This window comes from Streptomyces sp. NPDC002057, from assembly GCF_040296665.1.
Classification (GTDB): Bacteria; Actinomycetota; Actinomycetes; order Streptomycetales; family Streptomycetaceae; genus Streptomyces.
In genome coordinates, this window is the sequence record NZ_JBEOXR010000010.1 from 65,018 (window position 1) to 80,695 (window position 15,678).

Genomic DNA, 15,678 nt, shown 5'->3' on the forward strand with positions numbered 1-15,678 from the left:
CCCCCTTTCACGCGCCGTCGACGACGGGCGGGATGTTGTGGTTGATGCGGAACAGGTTGTGCGGGTCGTACACGGCCTTCAGCCGGGTCAACCGCCGGTGGTCGGGCTCCGCGTAGGCCCGCCGGACCCGCTCGGGGTCGGAGTCGTGGTCGAACAGGAACCCCGGCAGCAGTTCGCCGGTGTCCCACGGCCGCAGCCGCTCCAGCACCTCGTCCAGGGTCCGGCGCGCCTCCTCGGCGGGGGCGGGCGACCGCGTCCACAGGTGGAAGGCCGCGTCCCTGGCGCCCACCGCGTGCGGCCGCTCGGGCGGTCGGCCCAGCGCGCCTCCGAGGTGGCGCAGTTCGATGCCGGGCACCGGCCCGCCGGGCCGCTCCCGGTCGATGAGGGAGACCAGCGTCTCGACGGCCGTGTCGTCCAGTTCGCCCAGCAGCGCGCTGCGGAAGTGCACGTGGACCGGGTGCCTCGGGCCGTGGTGGATCCCGCTGAGCCGGGTGTACGGCAGGGTGGCGCAGGTGTCCCTCTCGGGGGCGAGCGCGCGCAGCGGCTCCACCAGCCGGGCTCCGCGCTCCTCGTCGAGGGTGCAGACGACGTGCACGAGCACGAACGAGCGGCCGCGGTACTCCTCGGCCACCTGCGGCTCGTCCGGGAACCCGAGGAGGGTCACCGAGGACGACATCTCGTCCGGCTGGTCCTTGGCCCAGGCCAGATAGGACCGCAGCACGTGCGCCGCGTGCGCGGGGTCCTCGCCGGGGTAGTAGAGCTCCCCGGCGTAGACGGACCGCAGCGGCACCAGGTCGATCTCGGCGGCGGTCACCACGCCGAAGTTGCTCTTGCCGCCCCGTACCGCCCAGAAGAGGTCGGGTTCCCGGGTCGGCGAGACGGTGCGGACCCGGCCGTCGGCGGTGACGAGGTCCAGGGAGCGGACCCGGTCCGCGGCGAAGCCGTGCGTACGGCAGGTCAGCGGCAGTCCGCCGCCGGTCAGGAAGCCCATCACCCCGACGTCGGCCGAGGAGCCGCACAGGGGCGCGAGGCCGTGTGCGGCGGTGGCGGCGACGACCTCGCCCCAGCGCAGCCCCGCGCCGACGCGGGCCGTTCCGGCCCGGGGATCGACCGAGAGTTCGCGCAGTTCCCCGGTCGAGACGAACACCGCGCCGTCGGCGGGCACCGACCTGCCGTGGCCGGTCGACTCCACCGCGACCGGCCGGTTCTCCGCTGCGGCGAACCGGACGGCGGCGGCCACGTCGTCGGCGTCGGCGGCGACCACGACCGCGGCGGGCCGGTGCCCGACGTTGAGCAGCCAGCCGGAGGCCGCCTCCTCGAAGCCGTCGTCCCCGCGGTGGAGCGTGCGGCCGCGGATCGGGGCGCCCAGGGTCACCAGGCCGTGCCAGTCGGCCGGTTCCGCGGCGACGCGGGCACCGGCGAACTCGCCCCTGGTGGTGCGCATCAGGACGCCGTCGGGACCGAGGATCCGGGCGGTGCCGGCCCCCTCGTGCGTGTCCCCCAGGAGGTGGGCCTCGACATGGACCTCCAGCCGCCCCGTGTGGCCGGCGGCGGCCGTGAAGGTCTCGGTGAGTTCGTACGAGAACCGGCCCGCCTCCCCCTCGGTCCAGGTCCCGGTGCCGACCGTGGCGGGGGTGCGCAGCGCGATCGTCCCGTCGGGGGCGAAGGAGATGACGTAGGGGTCGGTCCGCTCGTCGTGACGCACCGAACCGGTCCACACCCCCACGGGGGTGTGGACCGGTTCGGACGCGGGGTGGGTACCCGCCATGTCAGTTGTCCACCTTCTCCAGGGGCTTGGCCTCGCCGTCCGCCTCCCCGGCCGCGTCCCCGGCCGTCTCCCCGTCCGCCTCCTCGGCGGGCGGGGGTCCGGGCATCCGGGCGTTCCGCAGCAGGACCGCGGCAGCCGCCGCGAGCAGCACGGCGAGCACGGCACCGACGACCGCGGTGGTCCGGAGGCCCTGGACGAAGGAGTCGCGGGCCACCGCCAGCAGACCGTCGGCGAGGTCGGCGGGGAGTCCGCGGGCGGTGTCCACCGCGCCGCCGAGGGTGTCCTTCGCCGCGTCGGCGTCCCGCGCGGACAGCCCCTCGGGGAGCCGGCCGGCCAGGTCGGAGCGGTACACGGCGAAGCCGATGCTGCCGATCAGCGCGACTCCGAGCGCGCTGCCGAGTTCGGGGCCGGTCGAGGCGAGCGCCGAGGCGGCGCCGGCCCGCTCGGGCGGGGCCGCTCCGACGATCAGTCCGGTGCCGAGCGAGATCATCGGGCCGAGCCCGAGACCGAGGACGGCCGTGCCGCCCACCGCGAGGAACAGGTCGGAGGGGCCGCTGACGCGGGAGAGCAGCAGCATGCCGAGCGCGGAGACCACCAGGCCCCCGGCGAGCAGGTTGCTGAGCTTCACCCGCCCGGCGAGCGCCGGTCCTCCCATGGCGCCGACCATGACGCCGAGGGTGATCGGCAGGGACCAGAGCCCGGCCTGGACCGGGGCCAGACCCCGTACGAGCTGCAGGTACTGCATGACGAGGAACTGCAGCCCGGCGGAGAGCAGGGTGGCGAGGACCAGCATGCCGAGCGCGGTGCCGAACAGGCTGTTGCGGAACAGCTTGAGGTCCACCAGGGGCTGGGTCAGTCGGCCCTGGCGGTGGACGAACAGCACGGCGAGCACCAGGCCGGCCACGATCGGGAGGACCGACTCCGGGCCGAGGCCGTCCTGGACGATCCGCTTGAGGCCGAAGATCAGCGCGAGCATGCCGAGGACGGACATGACGGCGCTGACGAGATCGGGACGTGCGACGGAGCGGTCGCGGAACTCGGGGAGCAGGACCGGTCCGAGGACGAGCAGCAGCGCCATCACGGGAACGCCGATGAGGAAGACCGCGCCCCACCAGAAGAGTTCGAGGAAGGCTCCGCCGACCAGCGGGCCGATCACCGTGCCGAGGCCGAAGAAGCCGGTCCACGCCCCGATGGCGGCGCCCTGCTGCTTGGGGTCCTGGAACATGACCCGGATCAGGGAGAGCGTGGAGGGCATCAGCGTGGCGCCCGCGATGCCGAGCAGCGCGCGGGCGCCGATGAGCATCGCCGGGCTGGTCGCGAAGGCCGAGAGCACCGAGGCCACGCCGAAGGCGACCGCGCCGATCAGGAGCAGCCGCCGGCGGCCGATCCGGTCCCCGATCGCGCCCATGGGGATGAGGAAGCCGGCGATGAGGAAGCCGTAGACGTCCACGATCCACAGCAGCTCGGTGTTGCCGGGCCGCAGGTCGGCGGTGAGCGTGGGCAGGGCCAGGTGCAGGACGGTCAGGTCCATGGCGATGAGCATCGTGGGGAGTCCGAGGACCGCCAGCCCCAGCCACTCCCTACGGGTCGCCCGGGGCGGTAACCCCGTGTCCACGTCGGTACTCAAAGGGAATCTCCTTGCGTTGTCACTGGACGGCGAGAACCGTAGAACCTCAAGTCGACTTGAGGTCAAGGGCCGAGCTGGTGATCCGTCAGGACCGCTGTGCGTCGTGTACGTCGCTCCACTCCGCGAGCAGCCCCGAGGCGAGCGCCTCGCGCACCCCGGGCGCCTTCGCGTCCTTCTCCGACATCAGCGGCGGCTCGTCGAACCCCCACGGGAGCGCCAGGTCCGGATCGAGCGGATCGATGTCGATCTGGGTCCCGGGTACGTACAGGGTGGAGACCACGTAGCTGACGCAGGCGTCGTCGGTGAGCGTCAGGAACCCGTGCCCGACCCCCTCCGGCACGTACACGCACCGCCCCGACCCGGCCTCCAGCAGGGTCTCGTGGTGCTCGCCGAAGGTCGGCGAGCCCACCCGCAGGTCGACCACGATGTCGCGGGCCGCACCCCGCACACAGGACACGTACTTGGCCTGCCCGGGCGGCACCGCCACCCCGTGGACACCGCGCAGCGTGTTGCGCACGGACGTCGAGTAGTTGATCTGCGCCGGCCTGAACGGGCGGCCGGTCACCTCCTCGACGAGGTCGTGACGGAAGGACTCGAAGAACACGCCCCGCGCGTCGGGGATCAGGTCCGGGGTGAACACGTACGCGCCCGGAACCCGCGTCTCGACCACCCGCATCGCCGTCAGCCCCGGTCCCGGCGCCGCGCGGCGAGCCGCTCCAGGACCGGGACGAGCTCACCCGGCCCCGGGGCGGCGGTGAGATCCGCGTGGACGGCGGCCGCCCCCTCCCGGAACGACGGCTCCGTCAGCAGCCTGGAGAGCTGCTTGCCCACCTCGGCCGCGGAGAGGCCGTCGGCGTGGAGGGTCACGCCCGCGCCCCTGGACTCCAGGTAGCGGGTGCTGTTCAGCGCGCTCCCCAGGTCCTCCCCCACGATCAGCTGGGGCACCCGGTGGGCCGCCGCGGCGAAGAACGTGCCGAAACCGCCGTGGTGGACGACCGCCGAGCAGGTCGGCATCACCTGGGTCAGCGGGAGGTAGTCCACGATCCTCACGTTGTCGGGGACGGAGGGATCCGGCCCCAGCTGGGCCGTGTTGACCGTGGCGACCACCTCGACGTCGAGGTCCGCCACCGCTTCGAGGACGGCCGCGACCCGCTCGTCCCGCCCGTCGTGGACCGCGCGCCCCGTGACACCCAGCGAGAGACAGACCCGCGGCCGCTCCGGCGGCCGCGCCAGCCACTCGGGCACCGGCCCCGCCCCGGTGTACGGCACCCAGCGCATCGGGATCCGGCGCAGCCCCTCCGGCCCGGGCAGCTGCGCGGGGATCGGGTCCACGGTGACGTCCCCGAACAGCAGGTCGTCGGAGAAGTCGTGACCGAACCGCCCGAACACCGGCGCCAGGAGCGCGGCCAGCGGATCGCTCTCCGCACCCGCCGCGGACACCGGATCGCCCTTCCTCCCGGCCAGGGTCCGGCGGATCCAGCCGAAGTAGTCGGGCCCCCACAGCATCCGCACGGACGCGGCCCCGCACTCCCGCGCCGCGACCGCGCCCACCGGACACGCCGGATCCCAGACCACCACGTCCGGCCGCCAGCTCCGGGCGGCCTCGACCAGGTTGTCGGCGGGCCCCTGCCGGCCCTCCGCGTCCGGGTGGTACCGCTTGTAGGCGGCCACCAGGTAGTAACGGGTCGCCCGCCAGAGCCGGTCGAAGTCGGAGCCGGGCTCGAACCCGAGGGCCTCGCTGAAGCGGTCCAGCTCCTCGTCGGTGATCGGCGCGAGCGGCGAGTCGGGCTCACCGATCCCGACCGCCGTGAGCCCGGCCGCGGTGATCTCCCCGACCAGACCGGTGTTGCCGGCCACCCGCACGTCGTGCCCGGCGCTCTGCAGCGCCCATGCCAGCGGGACGCTGGGGTAGAGATGGGCGGTCAGCGGTGCGACCGCGAAAAGAATCCGCATGTGAATGCCTCTGGCTGTCGTGGATGTCGACGCACGCAAAAGAAATGGAACCGTTGACCCGGGCCCGGAAAACAAAATCCAGAAAGGCCCGTCAATTACCTCTACCGGCGAATCGGCACAGTACTGAGGAAGTTAGTGAACAGCTTCTTCGACGGGCCGAAGAATGTCAACGGCGCTTTCTCAAAGCAGCGACAGGACTGAGTCAGAGAACGGTTAAGTGCCAGGTGGGAACACCGAGTATTCACGCCGCCCGCCGGTCCGCCCGCCCACGGAAATACGAAAGCGGGCACGGCGCCGACGCCGTACCCGCCCACTCCCGCTCCGCGCGGGAAGCTCCGTCAGGAGCGACCCGTGGCACGCGCCCCGAGACACCGCAGGACGTCCTCCTCGTGGTAGAACGTGCGGCCCTTGCCGGTACGCCTCCGCCACCGCTGCTCACTGGCGTGGCGGTACACGCTGCCGGAGGCAACCCCCCACAGCAACGCGATGTCCCGCGCGCTGAGCCACCGCACCACCGGCGCCGGCGCCGCCACATCGGGACCGGCGGGGGACGCCGCCGCACCGGCCGCCCCCTCGCCGCCGCTCAGCGCCATCCACTCCTGAGCGGACCACCGGTGGGAGGGGACCGCGGCGCAGCCCACCTCGACGGGCGAATCGGCCCGGCCGACACGCGCCACGGCCGTCAGAACACCCTCGCAGCCGGCCACGACGCACGTCCCGACCCGCATGCCCCGGCCGGGGGCGGGATCGATCACGTACCGCGCCCGCCGCACCGCGCGCGCCACCTCCGCCGACAACTCGCCCGCGGCCTCGTGGGCGGCGAGCCACCCGGCGTGCCGGACCAGGAACCCGACGACACCGGCCACGGTGTCCCGGGGCGCGGCGACACCCCGCTCCCCCACGACGAGCCCGGCCCAGGAACGCAGCACGCCGAGGATCATGGAACGGGCCTCGGCCGCCGCGGTGTTGAACGGCAACCCCGGCACCGACCCACCGCCGGACGTCCGCTCACGCGGCCGGTCGGACCCCCCGAGGAGCAGCCCGCACTCGTCGTACAGCCGGGGCATCCCGGCCAGCCCACCGGTGAGCCCGGACACACACGCACCACAGAGCCGACTCCCCGCCCCGGCGATCCCGGGACGCCGCCCGGACACCCCGCGACAGGCGACCCCCTCACACTCCCCGAGGTCCACCACCGCGTAGGGCGTCCGTACCGTGCCGTATCCGCGTGCCATGTTGCCCCCGTCTCGACTGGGACGAATGTATTTCGCGGATTCGACACCGGGCAAGGAAGTCCCCCACCCCCTGTCAATCCTCTGTAGCGGGCCTTCCCTTTCCCTGATGGAGCTGTCCTCCATATGTCGAACAACCGAAACGACCCGGCGTCCGCCCCCATTCACGACTGTGCCCGACCCGCCAACCGGCGAATCGGGCACAGGTGTCACAGACCGTCAGACGTTGAAGCGGAACTCCACCACGTCGCCGTCCTGCATGACGTACTCCTTGCCCTCCATGCGGGCCTTGCCCTTCGAGCGGGCCTCGGCGACCGAGCCGGTCTCGACGAGGTCGGCGAAGGAGATGACCTCGGCCTTGATGAAGCCCTTCTGGAAGTCGGTGTGGATGACACCGGCCGCCTCGGGGGCCGTCGCGCCCTGCTTGATCGTCCAGGCGCGGGATTCCTTCGGGCCGGCCGTCAGGTAGGTCTGGAGGCCGAGGGTGGCGAAGCCGACGCGGGCGAGGGTGGCCAGGCCGGGCTCCTCGGCGCCGACGGACTGGAGGAGCTCCATGGCGTCCTCCTCGTCCAGCTCGGCCAGGTCCTGCTCCAGCTTGGCGTTGAGGAAGATCGCCTCCGCCGGGGCCACGAGCGCGCTCTGCTCCGCCTTGAAGGCGTCGTCCGTCAGCTCGTCCTCGTCCACGTTGAACACGTAGAGGAACGGCTTGGTGGTGAGCAGGTGCAGGTCGTGGAGGAGTTCCGCCTTCTCCGAGCCCTGGACGATGCCCTGCGAGAAGAGGGTGTCGCCCTTCTCCAGGATCGCCTGGGCGGCCTCGACCGCCGCGACCTTGGGCGCCGTGTCCTTCTTGATCCGCATCTCCTTCTGGAGGCGCGGCAGGACCTTCTCGATCGTCTGGAGGTCCGCGAGGATCAGCTCCGTGTTGATCGTCTCGATGTCGTCCTTCGGCGAGACCTTGCCGTCGACGTGGACGACGTTCTCGTCCTTGAAGGCGCGGATGACCTGGCAGATCGCGTCCGACTCGCGGATGTTCGCCAGGAACTTGTTGCCGAGACCCTCGCCCTCGCTCGCGCCGCGCACGATGCCCGCGATGTCGACGAAGTCGACCGTCGCCGGGAGGACGCGCTGGGAGCTGAAGATCTCCGCGAGCTTGGTCAGCCGGGGGTCGGGGACGCCGACGACGCCGACGTTGGGCTCGATCGTGGCGAACGGGTAGTTGGCCGCCAGCACGTCGTTCTTGGTCAGGGCGTTGAACAGGGTCGACTTGCCGACATTCGGCAGACCGACGATTCCGATCGTGAGCGACACGGTGGCGACTTCCTGAAGTGTGGACGGGGGGCCGATCCCCCAGTTTACGGGCGGGCCGAACCGGCCAGTGACGCCGACCTTCGGTCGTTCTCGGGGGCAAGGTCACCCAAAGGGCGTGTCCCGGACCCTGTTCCCGCCCCTTCCCGACCTACGTTGGTGGGGTGGAGCAGCACAGGACAAGTCAGCCGCAAGGCCGCCGACGGCCGCAAACCCCCGCCGAGCCGCCGGTCGCACCGCCCGGCGCGCTCGTGGAGGGCGCTGCCGTCTACCGCGTGACGGGCCGCACCCGGCGGACCCCGGGCGCCGCCCGCGTCGAACGCGCCGGGGCGGTGGGACCGGCCGGCAAGCCCGTCGGGCGGACGCCCGGCGGCCGGCCCGTGCCACCCGTCGTCCTCGCCCTCCGGCGGCTCCCCCAGCCCCGGCTCACCGGGCTGGGCGCCGGGCTCTTCGCCTCCGCCGTCATGCTGACGCTGGGCTTCCTCGACCTGCTGCTCCTCGACGGCTCCCCCGTCGTCTACGGACTGCTGTTCCTGCCGGTGAGTGCCCTGACCGCGCTCTGGGTCCGCACCGCCGACCTCGTCACCGCCCCGATCGGCGTCCCCATCGCCTTCGCCGTCGGCGTCATCCCCATCGCGGGCGGCACGGGCGGCTTCGGCGGCCAGGCCATGGCCGTCGTGACCGCCCTCGCCGTGCACGCCGGCTGGCTGTACGGCGGCACCCTCGTCGCCGGGCTCATCGCGAGCGTCCGGAAGGTCCGGGAGATCGGGCGTCGCCAGCACGCCCGCGCCACAGCCCCGCCCACCGGTGAGGCACCCGGCGCCGGCGGAAGGGGCGGAACCCCCCGCCGCCGCCCGGTGGGCTGATCCGTACGGACCCGAGGCAAGGCCCCTTCCCGGTCGCCCGGCCCGTACGGACCCGAGGCCATGGCCTGTACCCGGTCGCCCGCCCCGTACGGACCCGAGGCCACGGCCCCTACCCGGTCACCCGGCCCGTACGGACCCGAGGCCTTGGCCTGTACCCGGTCGCCCGGCCCGTACGGGACCCGTGACCGGGTCCCGTACCCGTGGTCGTCCAGCTTCCCGCCCCGCGCCGCCTCCGGGCCGGCGTCACGCCGCCCCGGCCGCCATACCCGCTCCCACGATCCCCGCGTTGTTCTGGAGTTCCGCCGGGACGATCTCCGCGCGGATGCCCTCGATCAGCGGGAGGAACTTGTCCGCCTTGCGGCTGACCCCGCCGCCGATGATGAAGAGCTCCGGCGAGAACAGCATCTCCACGTGCGCGAGGTACTTCCGTACCCGGCGCGTGGCCCAGTGTTCCCAGCTGAGGTCCTCGTCCTCCTTGGCCTTCGTCGACGCCCTGGTCTCCGCGTCGTGGCCCTTGAGCTCCAGGTGGCCCAGCTCCGTGTTCGGGACGAGGCGGCCGTCGACGAAGAGGGCCGAGCCGATGCCCGTGCCCAGCGTCAGCATGATGACCGTGCCCTTGCGGCCCCGGCCCGCGCCGAAGGTCATCTCGGCGATGCCGGCCGCGTCGGCGTCGTTCAGGACGGTCACCGGGAGGCCGCCCAGGCGGTCGCTGAGGAGCGTGCCCGCGTCCACGTCGATCCACGACCGGTCGACGTTCGCCGCCGTCCTGATGGTGGAGCCCGTGACCACTCCCGGGAAGGTCACCCCCACCGGTCCGGTCCAGCCGAAGTGCTCCACGACCTCCACGACGCAGCCCGCCACACCGTCGGGTGTGGCGGGCTGCGGGGTCAGTACCTTGTGGCGCTCCTCGGTGAGCGCCCCGCGCTCCAGGTCCACGGGAGCACCCTTGATGCCCGAGCCGCCGATGTCCACTCCGAAGACGTTCATGGAACCCACGGTAAGGGCTGTGGAGCCGGGTTACTCCTTGGCGGACGGGGCGGGCGCGCCCGCGCCGAGCTTCTCCGCCACGGCCCGCAGGTCCTTGTTGCGGAGCTCCTTGGGCAGCGAGAAGGTGAGCGACTCGTCGGCCGTCTTGACGATCTCCACGTCCGCGTAGCCGCGCTCGGAGAGCCACTCCAGGACCTCCTGCACGAGGATGTCCGGGACGGAGGCGCCGGAGGAGAGGCCGACGCTGGTCACGCCCTCCAGCCAGGCCTCGTCGATCTCGCTCGCGAAGTCGACGAGGTACGCGGCGGGGACGCCGGCCTGCTTGGCGACCTCGACCATGCGGATCGAGTTGGAGGAGTTCCGGGAGCCGACGACGATCACCAGCTCGGCCTGGCCGGCCAGCTCCTTGATCGCGATCTGGCGGTTCTGCGTGGCGTAGCAGATGTCGTCGGACGGCGGGGAGATCAGCTGCGGGAACTTCTCCTTCAGCGCGTCGACCGTCTCCATCGTCTCGTCGACCGAGAGCGTGGTCTGCGAGAGCCAGACGACCCGGGACGGGTCGCGGACCTCGATCTTGGCGACGTCGTCGGGGCCGTCGACCAGCTGGATGTGGTCGGGGGCCTCGCCGGAGGTGCCGATGACCTCCTCGTGGCCCTCGTGGCCGATGAGGAGGATGTCGAAGTCGTCGTTGGCGAAGCGGACGGCTTCCTTGTGGACCTTGGTGACCAGCGGGCAGGTGGCGTCGATGGTCGCGAGCCGGCCCTGGCGGGCCTCCTCGTGGACGGTCGGGGCGACACCGTGCGCGGAGAACATCACGATGTTCCCCGGCGGCACCTCGGTCGCCTGGTCGACGAAGATCGCGCCCTTCCGCTCCAGGGTCTGGACGACGTACTTGTTGTGGACGATCTCGTGCCGGACGTAGATCGGCGCCCCGTACTGCTCCAGGGCCTTCTCCACCGCGATCACGGCACGGTCCACGCCCGCGCAGTAGCCGCGGGGAGCGGCGAGCAGGACACGCTTCGGGCGGTTCGTCGCGGGGGCGGAATCGGGCGTCGACGCGGGCGTTGCAGTCATGCGTCCCATCGTAAGGCCGCGTCGGTGAGCGGATTGATCGGTGCCGTGGCCGAAACTGTGGCCATGGCCGAGGAACCGCAGGTGGCGGCGCGCGAGGAACACACGGAGCTTCGACGGAACCTCGGGTTCCGTGACCTCGTCGTCTACGGGCTGCTCTTCATCGCGCCCATGGCGCCCGTCGGCGTCTTCGGCACGCTCGACGCCAAGTCGGGCGGCGCGGTCGCACTGGTGTACGTCGTGGCCACCGTCGCCATGGCCTTCACGGCGTTCAGTTACGCGCAGATGGTGCGGGTCGCGCCGCAGGCCGGCTCCGTCTTCACGTACGCGCGCAAGGGCCTCGGCGAAGGGCCCGGCTTCATCGCCGGCTGGATGGCGATGCTCGACTACCTGCTCATCCCGGCCGTCGCCTACCTCTTCGCGGGGATCGCGATGGAGGCGCTCGTGCCGGAGGTGGACCGGTGGGTGTGGACCGGGATCGCCGTCGTCGTGACCACGCTGCTCAACCTCTGGGGCGTACGGGCCGCGGCCCGGGTCGGCTTCGCGGTGCTCGCGATGGAGATCGTCGTCCTGCTGGTCTTCGTCGTCTCCGCGATCGTGGTGCTCGTACGGGACGGGGCGGAGCGCGACTGGTGGTCGCCGCTCACCGGCGACGCCTCCTTCTCGCTCGCCGCGGTCCTCGGCGCCGTGTCGGTGGCCGTCCTCTCCTACCTGGGCTTCGACGCCATCGCCTCCTTCGCCGAGGAGGTCACGGGCGGCTCGGCGAAGGTGGCGCGGGCGGTGCTGTTCTGCCTGGCCCTCGCGGGCGTCCTCTTCGTGGCGCAGTCCTGGCTGGTCGCGCTTCTCGAACCGGTCTCCTCCGCCGAGCTCGCGGCCGACCCGGGTAAGCAGGGCTCGGCCTTCTACGACGCCGTGGACGTCTCGGTCGGCGGCTGGCTGCACGACCTGGTGGCCGTCTCGAAGGCGATCGGCGCGGCCTTCGCGGCGCTCGCCGGGCAGGCGGCCGGTGCCCGGCTCCTGTTCGCGATGGGCCGCGACCGGCGCCTGCCGCACCTGCTCGCCCGGACGGACGGCGGCGTACCGCGGGTGGCGCTGCTCGTGGCGGCGACGGTGACGATGATCGCGGCGGTGTGGGCGGCCCGGCGGGACGACGGCCTCGACCACCTGGTGTCGGTGGTGGACGTCGGCGCGCTGACGGCCTTCGTGCTGCTGCACGCGAGCGTGGTGGGCTGGTTCGCGGTACGACGGGCCGAGGGGCCGCCGAACCTCCTCAAGCACGTCGTCCTGCCGGTCGTCGGGGCGGCGATCCTGATCGCGGTCATCGTCGAGGCCTCGGTGGCGGCGCAGGTGGTGGGCGTGGTGTGGCTGGGCGTGGGCCTGGTGGTCCTCGCCGTCCAGGGCGCGACGCGAACCCCGGCGGGGCGCTGAGGTCGACGCGGGGCGGGGCGGAGGTCGACGCGGGGCGGGGCGGAGGTGTTGTCGCGAGGCGGGGCGCCGGGGCCGGCGTGGAGGTCGGCGCCGAGGTCGGCGCCGTGTGCGCCCCTGACGATGTCGTACCGCGCGGTTACGCTCGGTCCATGGCTCTGACTACGTCCGCCGAAGCACCGCTTCCCGTCGGTGAGGTCTCCCGGCTGATCGGGGGGTGGATCGACCGGCTCGGGGCGATCTGGGTCGAGGGGCAGATCACCCAGCTGTCCCGGCGCCCCGGCGCCGGGGTCGTCTTCCTGACCCTTCGGGACCCCTCGTACGACATCTCCATCGGCGTCACCTGCTACCGCCAGGTCTTCGACGCCGTCGCGGACGTCGTGTCCGAGGGCGCCCGGGTCGTCGTGCGCGCCAAGCCCGAGTGGTACGCGCCGCGCGGGCAGCTGTCGCTGCGGGCGGTGGAGATCAAGCCCGTCGGGATCGGCGAGCTGCTCGCCCGGCTCGAGCAGCTGAAGCGGAGCCTGGCCTCCGAGGGGCTCTTCGCCCTCGACCGGAAGAAGCCGCTGCCGTTCCTGCCGCACCGGATCGGGCTCGTCTGCGGCCGCGCGTCGGCGGCGGAGCGGGACGTCCTGGAGAACGCGCGGCGCCGCTGGCCCGCCGTCGCCTTCGAGGTGCGCAACGTGGCGGTGCAGGGCGTGAAGGCGGTCCCCCAGGTCGTGCAGGCGGTCAAGGAGCTCGACGCCCACGAGGACGTCGACGTGATCATCGTCGCCCGGGGCGGCGGCAGCGTCGAGGACCTGCTGCCGTTCTCGGACGAGCAGCTCATCAGAGCCGTCGCCGAGTGCCGTACGCCGGTGGTCTCGGCCATCGGGCACGAGCCCGACGCTCCCCTGCTCGACCTGGTGGCCGATCTGCGCGCCTCGACCCCGACCGACGCGGCCAAGAAGGTCGTCCCGGACGTCGGGGAGGAACTGGACCGGGTGCGCGGGCTACGCGACCGGGCCCTGCGGACCGTACGGGGCCTCCTCGACCGGGAGGAGCGCGGCCTCGCGCACGCGCTGGCGCGGCCCGTCATGGAGCACCCGCAGCGGATGGTGGAGGTCCGCGAGGACGAACTGGTGGCGCTGCTCGCCCGGAGCCGGCGCGTCCTCGGGCACCTCCTGGACCGCGCGGACTCGGAGCTGTCCCACACGCGCGCGCGGGTCCGGGCGCTGTCGCCCGCCGCGACGATGGAGCGGGGGTACGCGGTGCTCCAGCGGGCGGACGGCACGGTGGTCCGCTCCCCGGAGGAGGTCGCGGAGGGCGAGGAGCTGCGGGCCAGGGTCGCGGAGGGCGAGTTCGGGGTGCGGCGGGTGGCCGATCCGGCCTGAGTGAGCGGGGCCGCCGAGGGCGTGCGCGAGAGAAGACGAGAGAACCGGACACGGAGGGTGGAGCGGCAGATGGCAAGCGGTACGGAAGAGGCGGCGCTCGGCTACGAGCAGGCGCGGGACGAGCTGATCGAGGTCGTCCGGCGGCTCGAAGCGGGCGGAACGTCCCTGGAGGAGTCCCTGGCGCTCTGGGAGCGGGGCGAGGAGCTGGCGAAGGTCTGCCGGCGCCGTCTTGAGGGGGCGCGGGCCCGCCTCGACGCCTCGCTCGCGGCGGAGCGCGCGGCGGAGGAGAACGGCGCGGGTGGCGCGGGGCGGGAGGGGGACGGGGAGGAGTAACCGCCGCGCCGGCGGGGACGCGCCCCATCGGTGGGGACCGGCGGCCCCGCCTGTGATGACCGGCCGCCCGCCCGTGGGGACTGACGCCCCCTCCGTGGGGACCGGCCGCCCGACCGTGGGAACTGACGCCCCATCCGTGGGGCCCGACGGCCCGCCCGTGGGGACCGACGGCCCGCCCGCGAGGACCGGCCGCCCGCCCGTGGGGACCGACGGCCCGTCCGCGAGGGCCGGCCGCCCGCCCGTGGGGACTGATGCCCGCCCATGTGAGGACCGGCGGCCCGTCCCCAGGGGCGCCTCGCCGCTCCTCCGCAGTGGTGGCGCCCCCTCGTCCATCGACCCGCGACCCGTCCGCGTGGGGTCTGGCGTAGACTTCCGAGTGAAGCGGATCACTATCCGGATGGATTAGTTGAAGTTTCATCAATCGAGCCGTACTGTCGAGACATCGCTTGAACCCCGTACGAGCGACCCCCCTTTGCAGTCCGGAAGGTACGCAGCATGTCTCTCGCCCTTGACCCCGCCGCTCAGGATCTCCTCTTCCGCGAGGCCCGCACCGCCAACACGTTCACCGACGAGCCGGTGACCGACGAGCAGGTCCAGGCGATCTACGACCTGGTGAAGTACGGCCCGACCGCCTTCAACCAGACCCCGCTGCGCATCACCCTGGTCCGCTCCCCCGAGGCCCGCGAGCGTCTGGTCGCGCACATGGCCGAGGGCAACCGGCCCAAGACCGCCACCGCGCCGCTCGTCGCGATCCTCTCCGCCGACAACGAGTTCCACGAGGAGCTCCCGGCCCTGCTCCCGCACTTCCCGCAGGCCAAGGACATGTTCTTCGCCGAGCGCCCGGTCCGCGAGCAGTCCGCCGTCCTGAACGCCGCCCTCCAGGCCGCCTACTTCATCGTCGGCGTCCGCGCCGCCGGCCTGGCCGCCGGCCCGATGACCGGCGTGGACTTCGCCGGCATCCAGAAGGAGTTCCTGGACGCCGACCACACCCCGCTGATGGTCGTCAACATCGGCAAGCCCGGCGAGGACGCCTGGTTCCCCCGCTCCCCGCGCCTGTCCTTCGACGAGGTCGTCACCACCGTCTGACCCGTCCGAGGCCGTACGCGAGATCCGAGCCGTACGAGAAGGGCCCCGCACTCCATGAGTGCGGGGCCCTTCTCGTACGCCTGTCGAAGTCTCAGACCTTCTGTGCCCGGAGCGAGCCCGCCATCTCGGCGAGCTGGTCGAACGAGGCCGTGCCGGTCACGACCGTCGTCGCGCCGCCGTCCACACGGACGAGCGCGTCGTACTTGGGGCCCTCCCAGCGCTGCCAGACCTGGCCCGCCACCGTCTGGGTCCTCCCGGTGTTCTTCGCCCGGTGGGTCACGTCGGGCACATAGGTGTTCGGCGCCGCCGTCGACTGGTGGATCGCCACGTACTGGGTGTCCGGGGAGAGGAAACCGAGCTGCCAGGCGTCGGACTTCTCGCGCTTGTACGAGACGACCGTCGCCTTCCATCCCTCGCCGAGACCCTCGGGCGCCATCACCGGATACGGCGCCGCCCGCTGAGCCGTCAGGAGCTCGACCCGGTAGTCCTTCGCCTTGACCGGTTCGGCGCTCTCGTCGTGCGGGATGAAGAGATACATCACCCCCGCGGCGACCAGGATCACCCCAAGGGACTGGATCATCCCGCGTACCGTCTGCCTGCCTCGCATACCTGCCACGCCCACCATGGTCGCATCAAGGGTCCGTGCTCATACGTG

At 72.6% G+C, this 15,678-nt stretch carries 14 protein-coding genes; 5 read left to right on the top strand and 9 right to left on the bottom strand.

Features of this window, described 5'->3' with window-relative positions:
* Window positions 1-7: 7 nt before the first annotated feature.
* The 6 genes from ABT129_RS11185 to ychF form a co-directional block, all read right to left on the bottom strand.
* Window positions 8-1,768, bottom strand: a complete 1,761-nt coding sequence (locus ABT129_RS11185) for an FAD-binding oxidoreductase (protein ID WP_351899483.1) — start codon at window positions 1,766-1,768, stop codon at window positions 8-10.
* A gap of 1 nt (window position 1,769) precedes the next feature.
* Window positions 1,770-3,395 (bottom strand): MFS transporter, encoded by a 1,626-nt coding sequence (locus ABT129_RS11190; protein ID WP_351899485.1) that lies wholly within the window; start codon window positions 3,393-3,395, stop codon window positions 1,770-1,772.
* 85 nt (window positions 3,396-3,480) lie between these two features.
* Window positions 3,481-4,071 carry a dTDP-4-dehydrorhamnose 3,5-epimerase family protein gene (locus ABT129_RS11195; RefSeq protein WP_351899486.1) on the bottom strand — a complete coding sequence of 197 codons (591 nt, stop codon included), beginning with the start codon at window positions 4,069-4,071 and terminating at the stop codon, window positions 3,481-3,483.
* A 5-nt stretch (window positions 4,072-4,076) separates the two neighbouring features.
* Window positions 4,077-5,348 carry a nucleotide disphospho-sugar-binding domain-containing protein gene (locus tag ABT129_RS11200; RefSeq protein WP_351899489.1) on the bottom strand — a complete coding sequence of 424 codons (1,272 nt, stop codon included), beginning with the start codon at window positions 5,346-5,348 and terminating at the stop codon, window positions 4,077-4,079.
* A 338-nt stretch (window positions 5,349-5,686) separates the two neighbouring features.
* The gene (locus tag ABT129_RS11205; RefSeq protein WP_351899491.1) at window positions 5,687-6,445 is read right to left on the bottom strand and encodes a hypothetical protein; all 759 of its coding nucleotides are present in this window, start codon (window positions 6,443-6,445) and stop codon (window positions 5,687-5,689) included.
* Between the two features lie 354 nt (window positions 6,446-6,799).
* The gene (gene ychF, locus ABT129_RS11210; RefSeq protein ID WP_351899493.1) at window positions 6,800-7,888 is read right to left on the bottom strand and encodes a redox-regulated ATPase YchF; all 1,089 of its coding nucleotides are present in this window, start codon (window positions 7,886-7,888) and stop codon (window positions 6,800-6,802) included.
* 161 nt (window positions 7,889-8,049) lie between these two features.
* On the opposite strand from ychF, the gene ABT129_RS11215 reads away from it, so the two are divergent.
* Entirely contained in the window at window positions 8,050-8,751 is a 702-nt protein-coding gene (locus ABT129_RS11215; RefSeq protein WP_351899495.1) for a DUF6542 domain-containing protein, read from the top strand.
* A 243-nt stretch (window positions 8,752-8,994) separates the two neighbouring features.
* Here ABT129_RS11215 and ppgK read toward each other — a convergent pair whose 3' ends face one another.
* Both ppgK and ABT129_RS11225 read right to left on the bottom strand, forming a co-directional pair.
* Entirely contained in the window at window positions 8,995-9,738 is a 744-nt protein-coding gene (gene ppgK, locus ABT129_RS11220) for a polyphosphate--glucose phosphotransferase (RefSeq protein ID WP_351899497.1), read from the bottom strand.
* A gap of 30 nt (window positions 9,739-9,768) precedes the next feature.
* Window positions 9,769-10,821 (bottom strand): 4-hydroxy-3-methylbut-2-enyl diphosphate reductase, encoded by a 1,053-nt coding sequence (locus tag ABT129_RS11225; RefSeq protein ID WP_502981718.1) that lies wholly within the window; start codon window positions 10,819-10,821, stop codon window positions 9,769-9,771.
* Between the two features lie 54 nt (window positions 10,822-10,875).
* Between ABT129_RS11225 and ABT129_RS11230 the strand changes: the two genes are divergently transcribed.
* The 4 genes from ABT129_RS11230 to ABT129_RS11245 all read left to right on the top strand — a co-directional run bounded on the left by ABT129_RS11230 (window position 10,876) and on the right by ABT129_RS11245 (window position 15,023).
* Window positions 10,876-12,237 (top strand): APC family permease, encoded by a 1,362-nt coding sequence (locus ABT129_RS11230; RefSeq protein WP_351899502.1) that lies wholly within the window; start codon window positions 10,876-10,878, stop codon window positions 12,235-12,237.
* A gap of 149 nt (window positions 12,238-12,386) precedes the next feature.
* A complete protein-coding gene (xseA, locus tag ABT129_RS11235) occupies window positions 12,387-13,604 on the top strand; it encodes an exodeoxyribonuclease VII large subunit (RefSeq protein WP_351899504.1) in 1,218 nt (405 codons plus the stop codon).
* Window positions 13,605-13,673: 69 nt separating this feature from the next.
* The gene (locus tag ABT129_RS11240) at window positions 13,674-13,937 is read left to right on the top strand and encodes an exodeoxyribonuclease VII small subunit (RefSeq protein WP_351899507.1); all 264 of its coding nucleotides are present in this window, start codon (window positions 13,674-13,676) and stop codon (window positions 13,935-13,937) included.
* Between the two features lie 495 nt (window positions 13,938-14,432).
* Complete coding sequence (locus ABT129_RS11245; RefSeq protein WP_351899509.1) at window positions 14,433-15,023, top strand: malonic semialdehyde reductase; 591 nt, start codon at window positions 14,433-14,435, stop codon at window positions 15,021-15,023.
* Between the two features lie 91 nt (window positions 15,024-15,114).
* Here ABT129_RS11245 and ABT129_RS11250 read toward each other — a convergent pair whose 3' ends face one another.
* On the bottom strand, window positions 15,115-15,648 hold the full coding sequence (locus tag ABT129_RS11250) for a DUF4245 domain-containing protein (RefSeq protein WP_351899511.1): 534 nt from the start codon (window positions 15,646-15,648) through the stop codon (window positions 15,115-15,117).
* Between the last annotated feature and the right edge of the window lie 30 nt (window positions 15,649-15,678).

Coding starts and splice junctions, on each gene's coding strand:
- ABT129_RS11185 (WP_351899483.1), bottom strand. CDS start 1,768: ATGGCGGGTACCCACCCCGCGTCCGAACCGGTCCACACCCCCGTGGGG.
- ABT129_RS11195 (WP_351899486.1), bottom strand. CDS start 4,071: ATGCGGGTGGTCGAGACGCGGGTTCCGGGCGCGTACGTGTTCACCCCG.
- ABT129_RS11200 (WP_351899489.1), bottom strand. CDS start 5,348: ATGCGGATTCTTTTCGCGGTCGCACCGCTGACCGCCCATCTCTACCCC.
- ppgK (WP_351899497.1), bottom strand. CDS start 9,738: ATGAACGTCTTCGGAGTGGACATCGGCGGCTCGGGCATCAAGGGTGCT.
- ABT129_RS11225 (WP_502981718.1), bottom strand. CDS start 10,821: ATGGGACGCATGACTGCAACGCCCGCGTCGACGCCCGATTCCGCCCCC.
- ABT129_RS11230 (WP_351899502.1), top strand. CDS start 10,876: ATGGCCGAGGAACCGCAGGTGGCGGCGCGCGAGGAACACACGGAGCTT.
- xseA (WP_351899504.1), top strand. CDS start 12,387: ATGGCTCTGACTACGTCCGCCGAAGCACCGCTTCCCGTCGGTGAGGTC.
- ABT129_RS11240 (WP_351899507.1), top strand. CDS start 13,674: ATGGCAAGCGGTACGGAAGAGGCGGCGCTCGGCTACGAGCAGGCGCGG.
- ABT129_RS11245 (WP_351899509.1), top strand. CDS start 14,433: ATGTCTCTCGCCCTTGACCCCGCCGCTCAGGATCTCCTCTTCCGCGAG.
- ABT129_RS11250 (WP_351899511.1), bottom strand. CDS start 15,648: ATGGTGGGCGTGGCAGGTATGCGAGGCAGGCAGACGGTACGCGGGATG.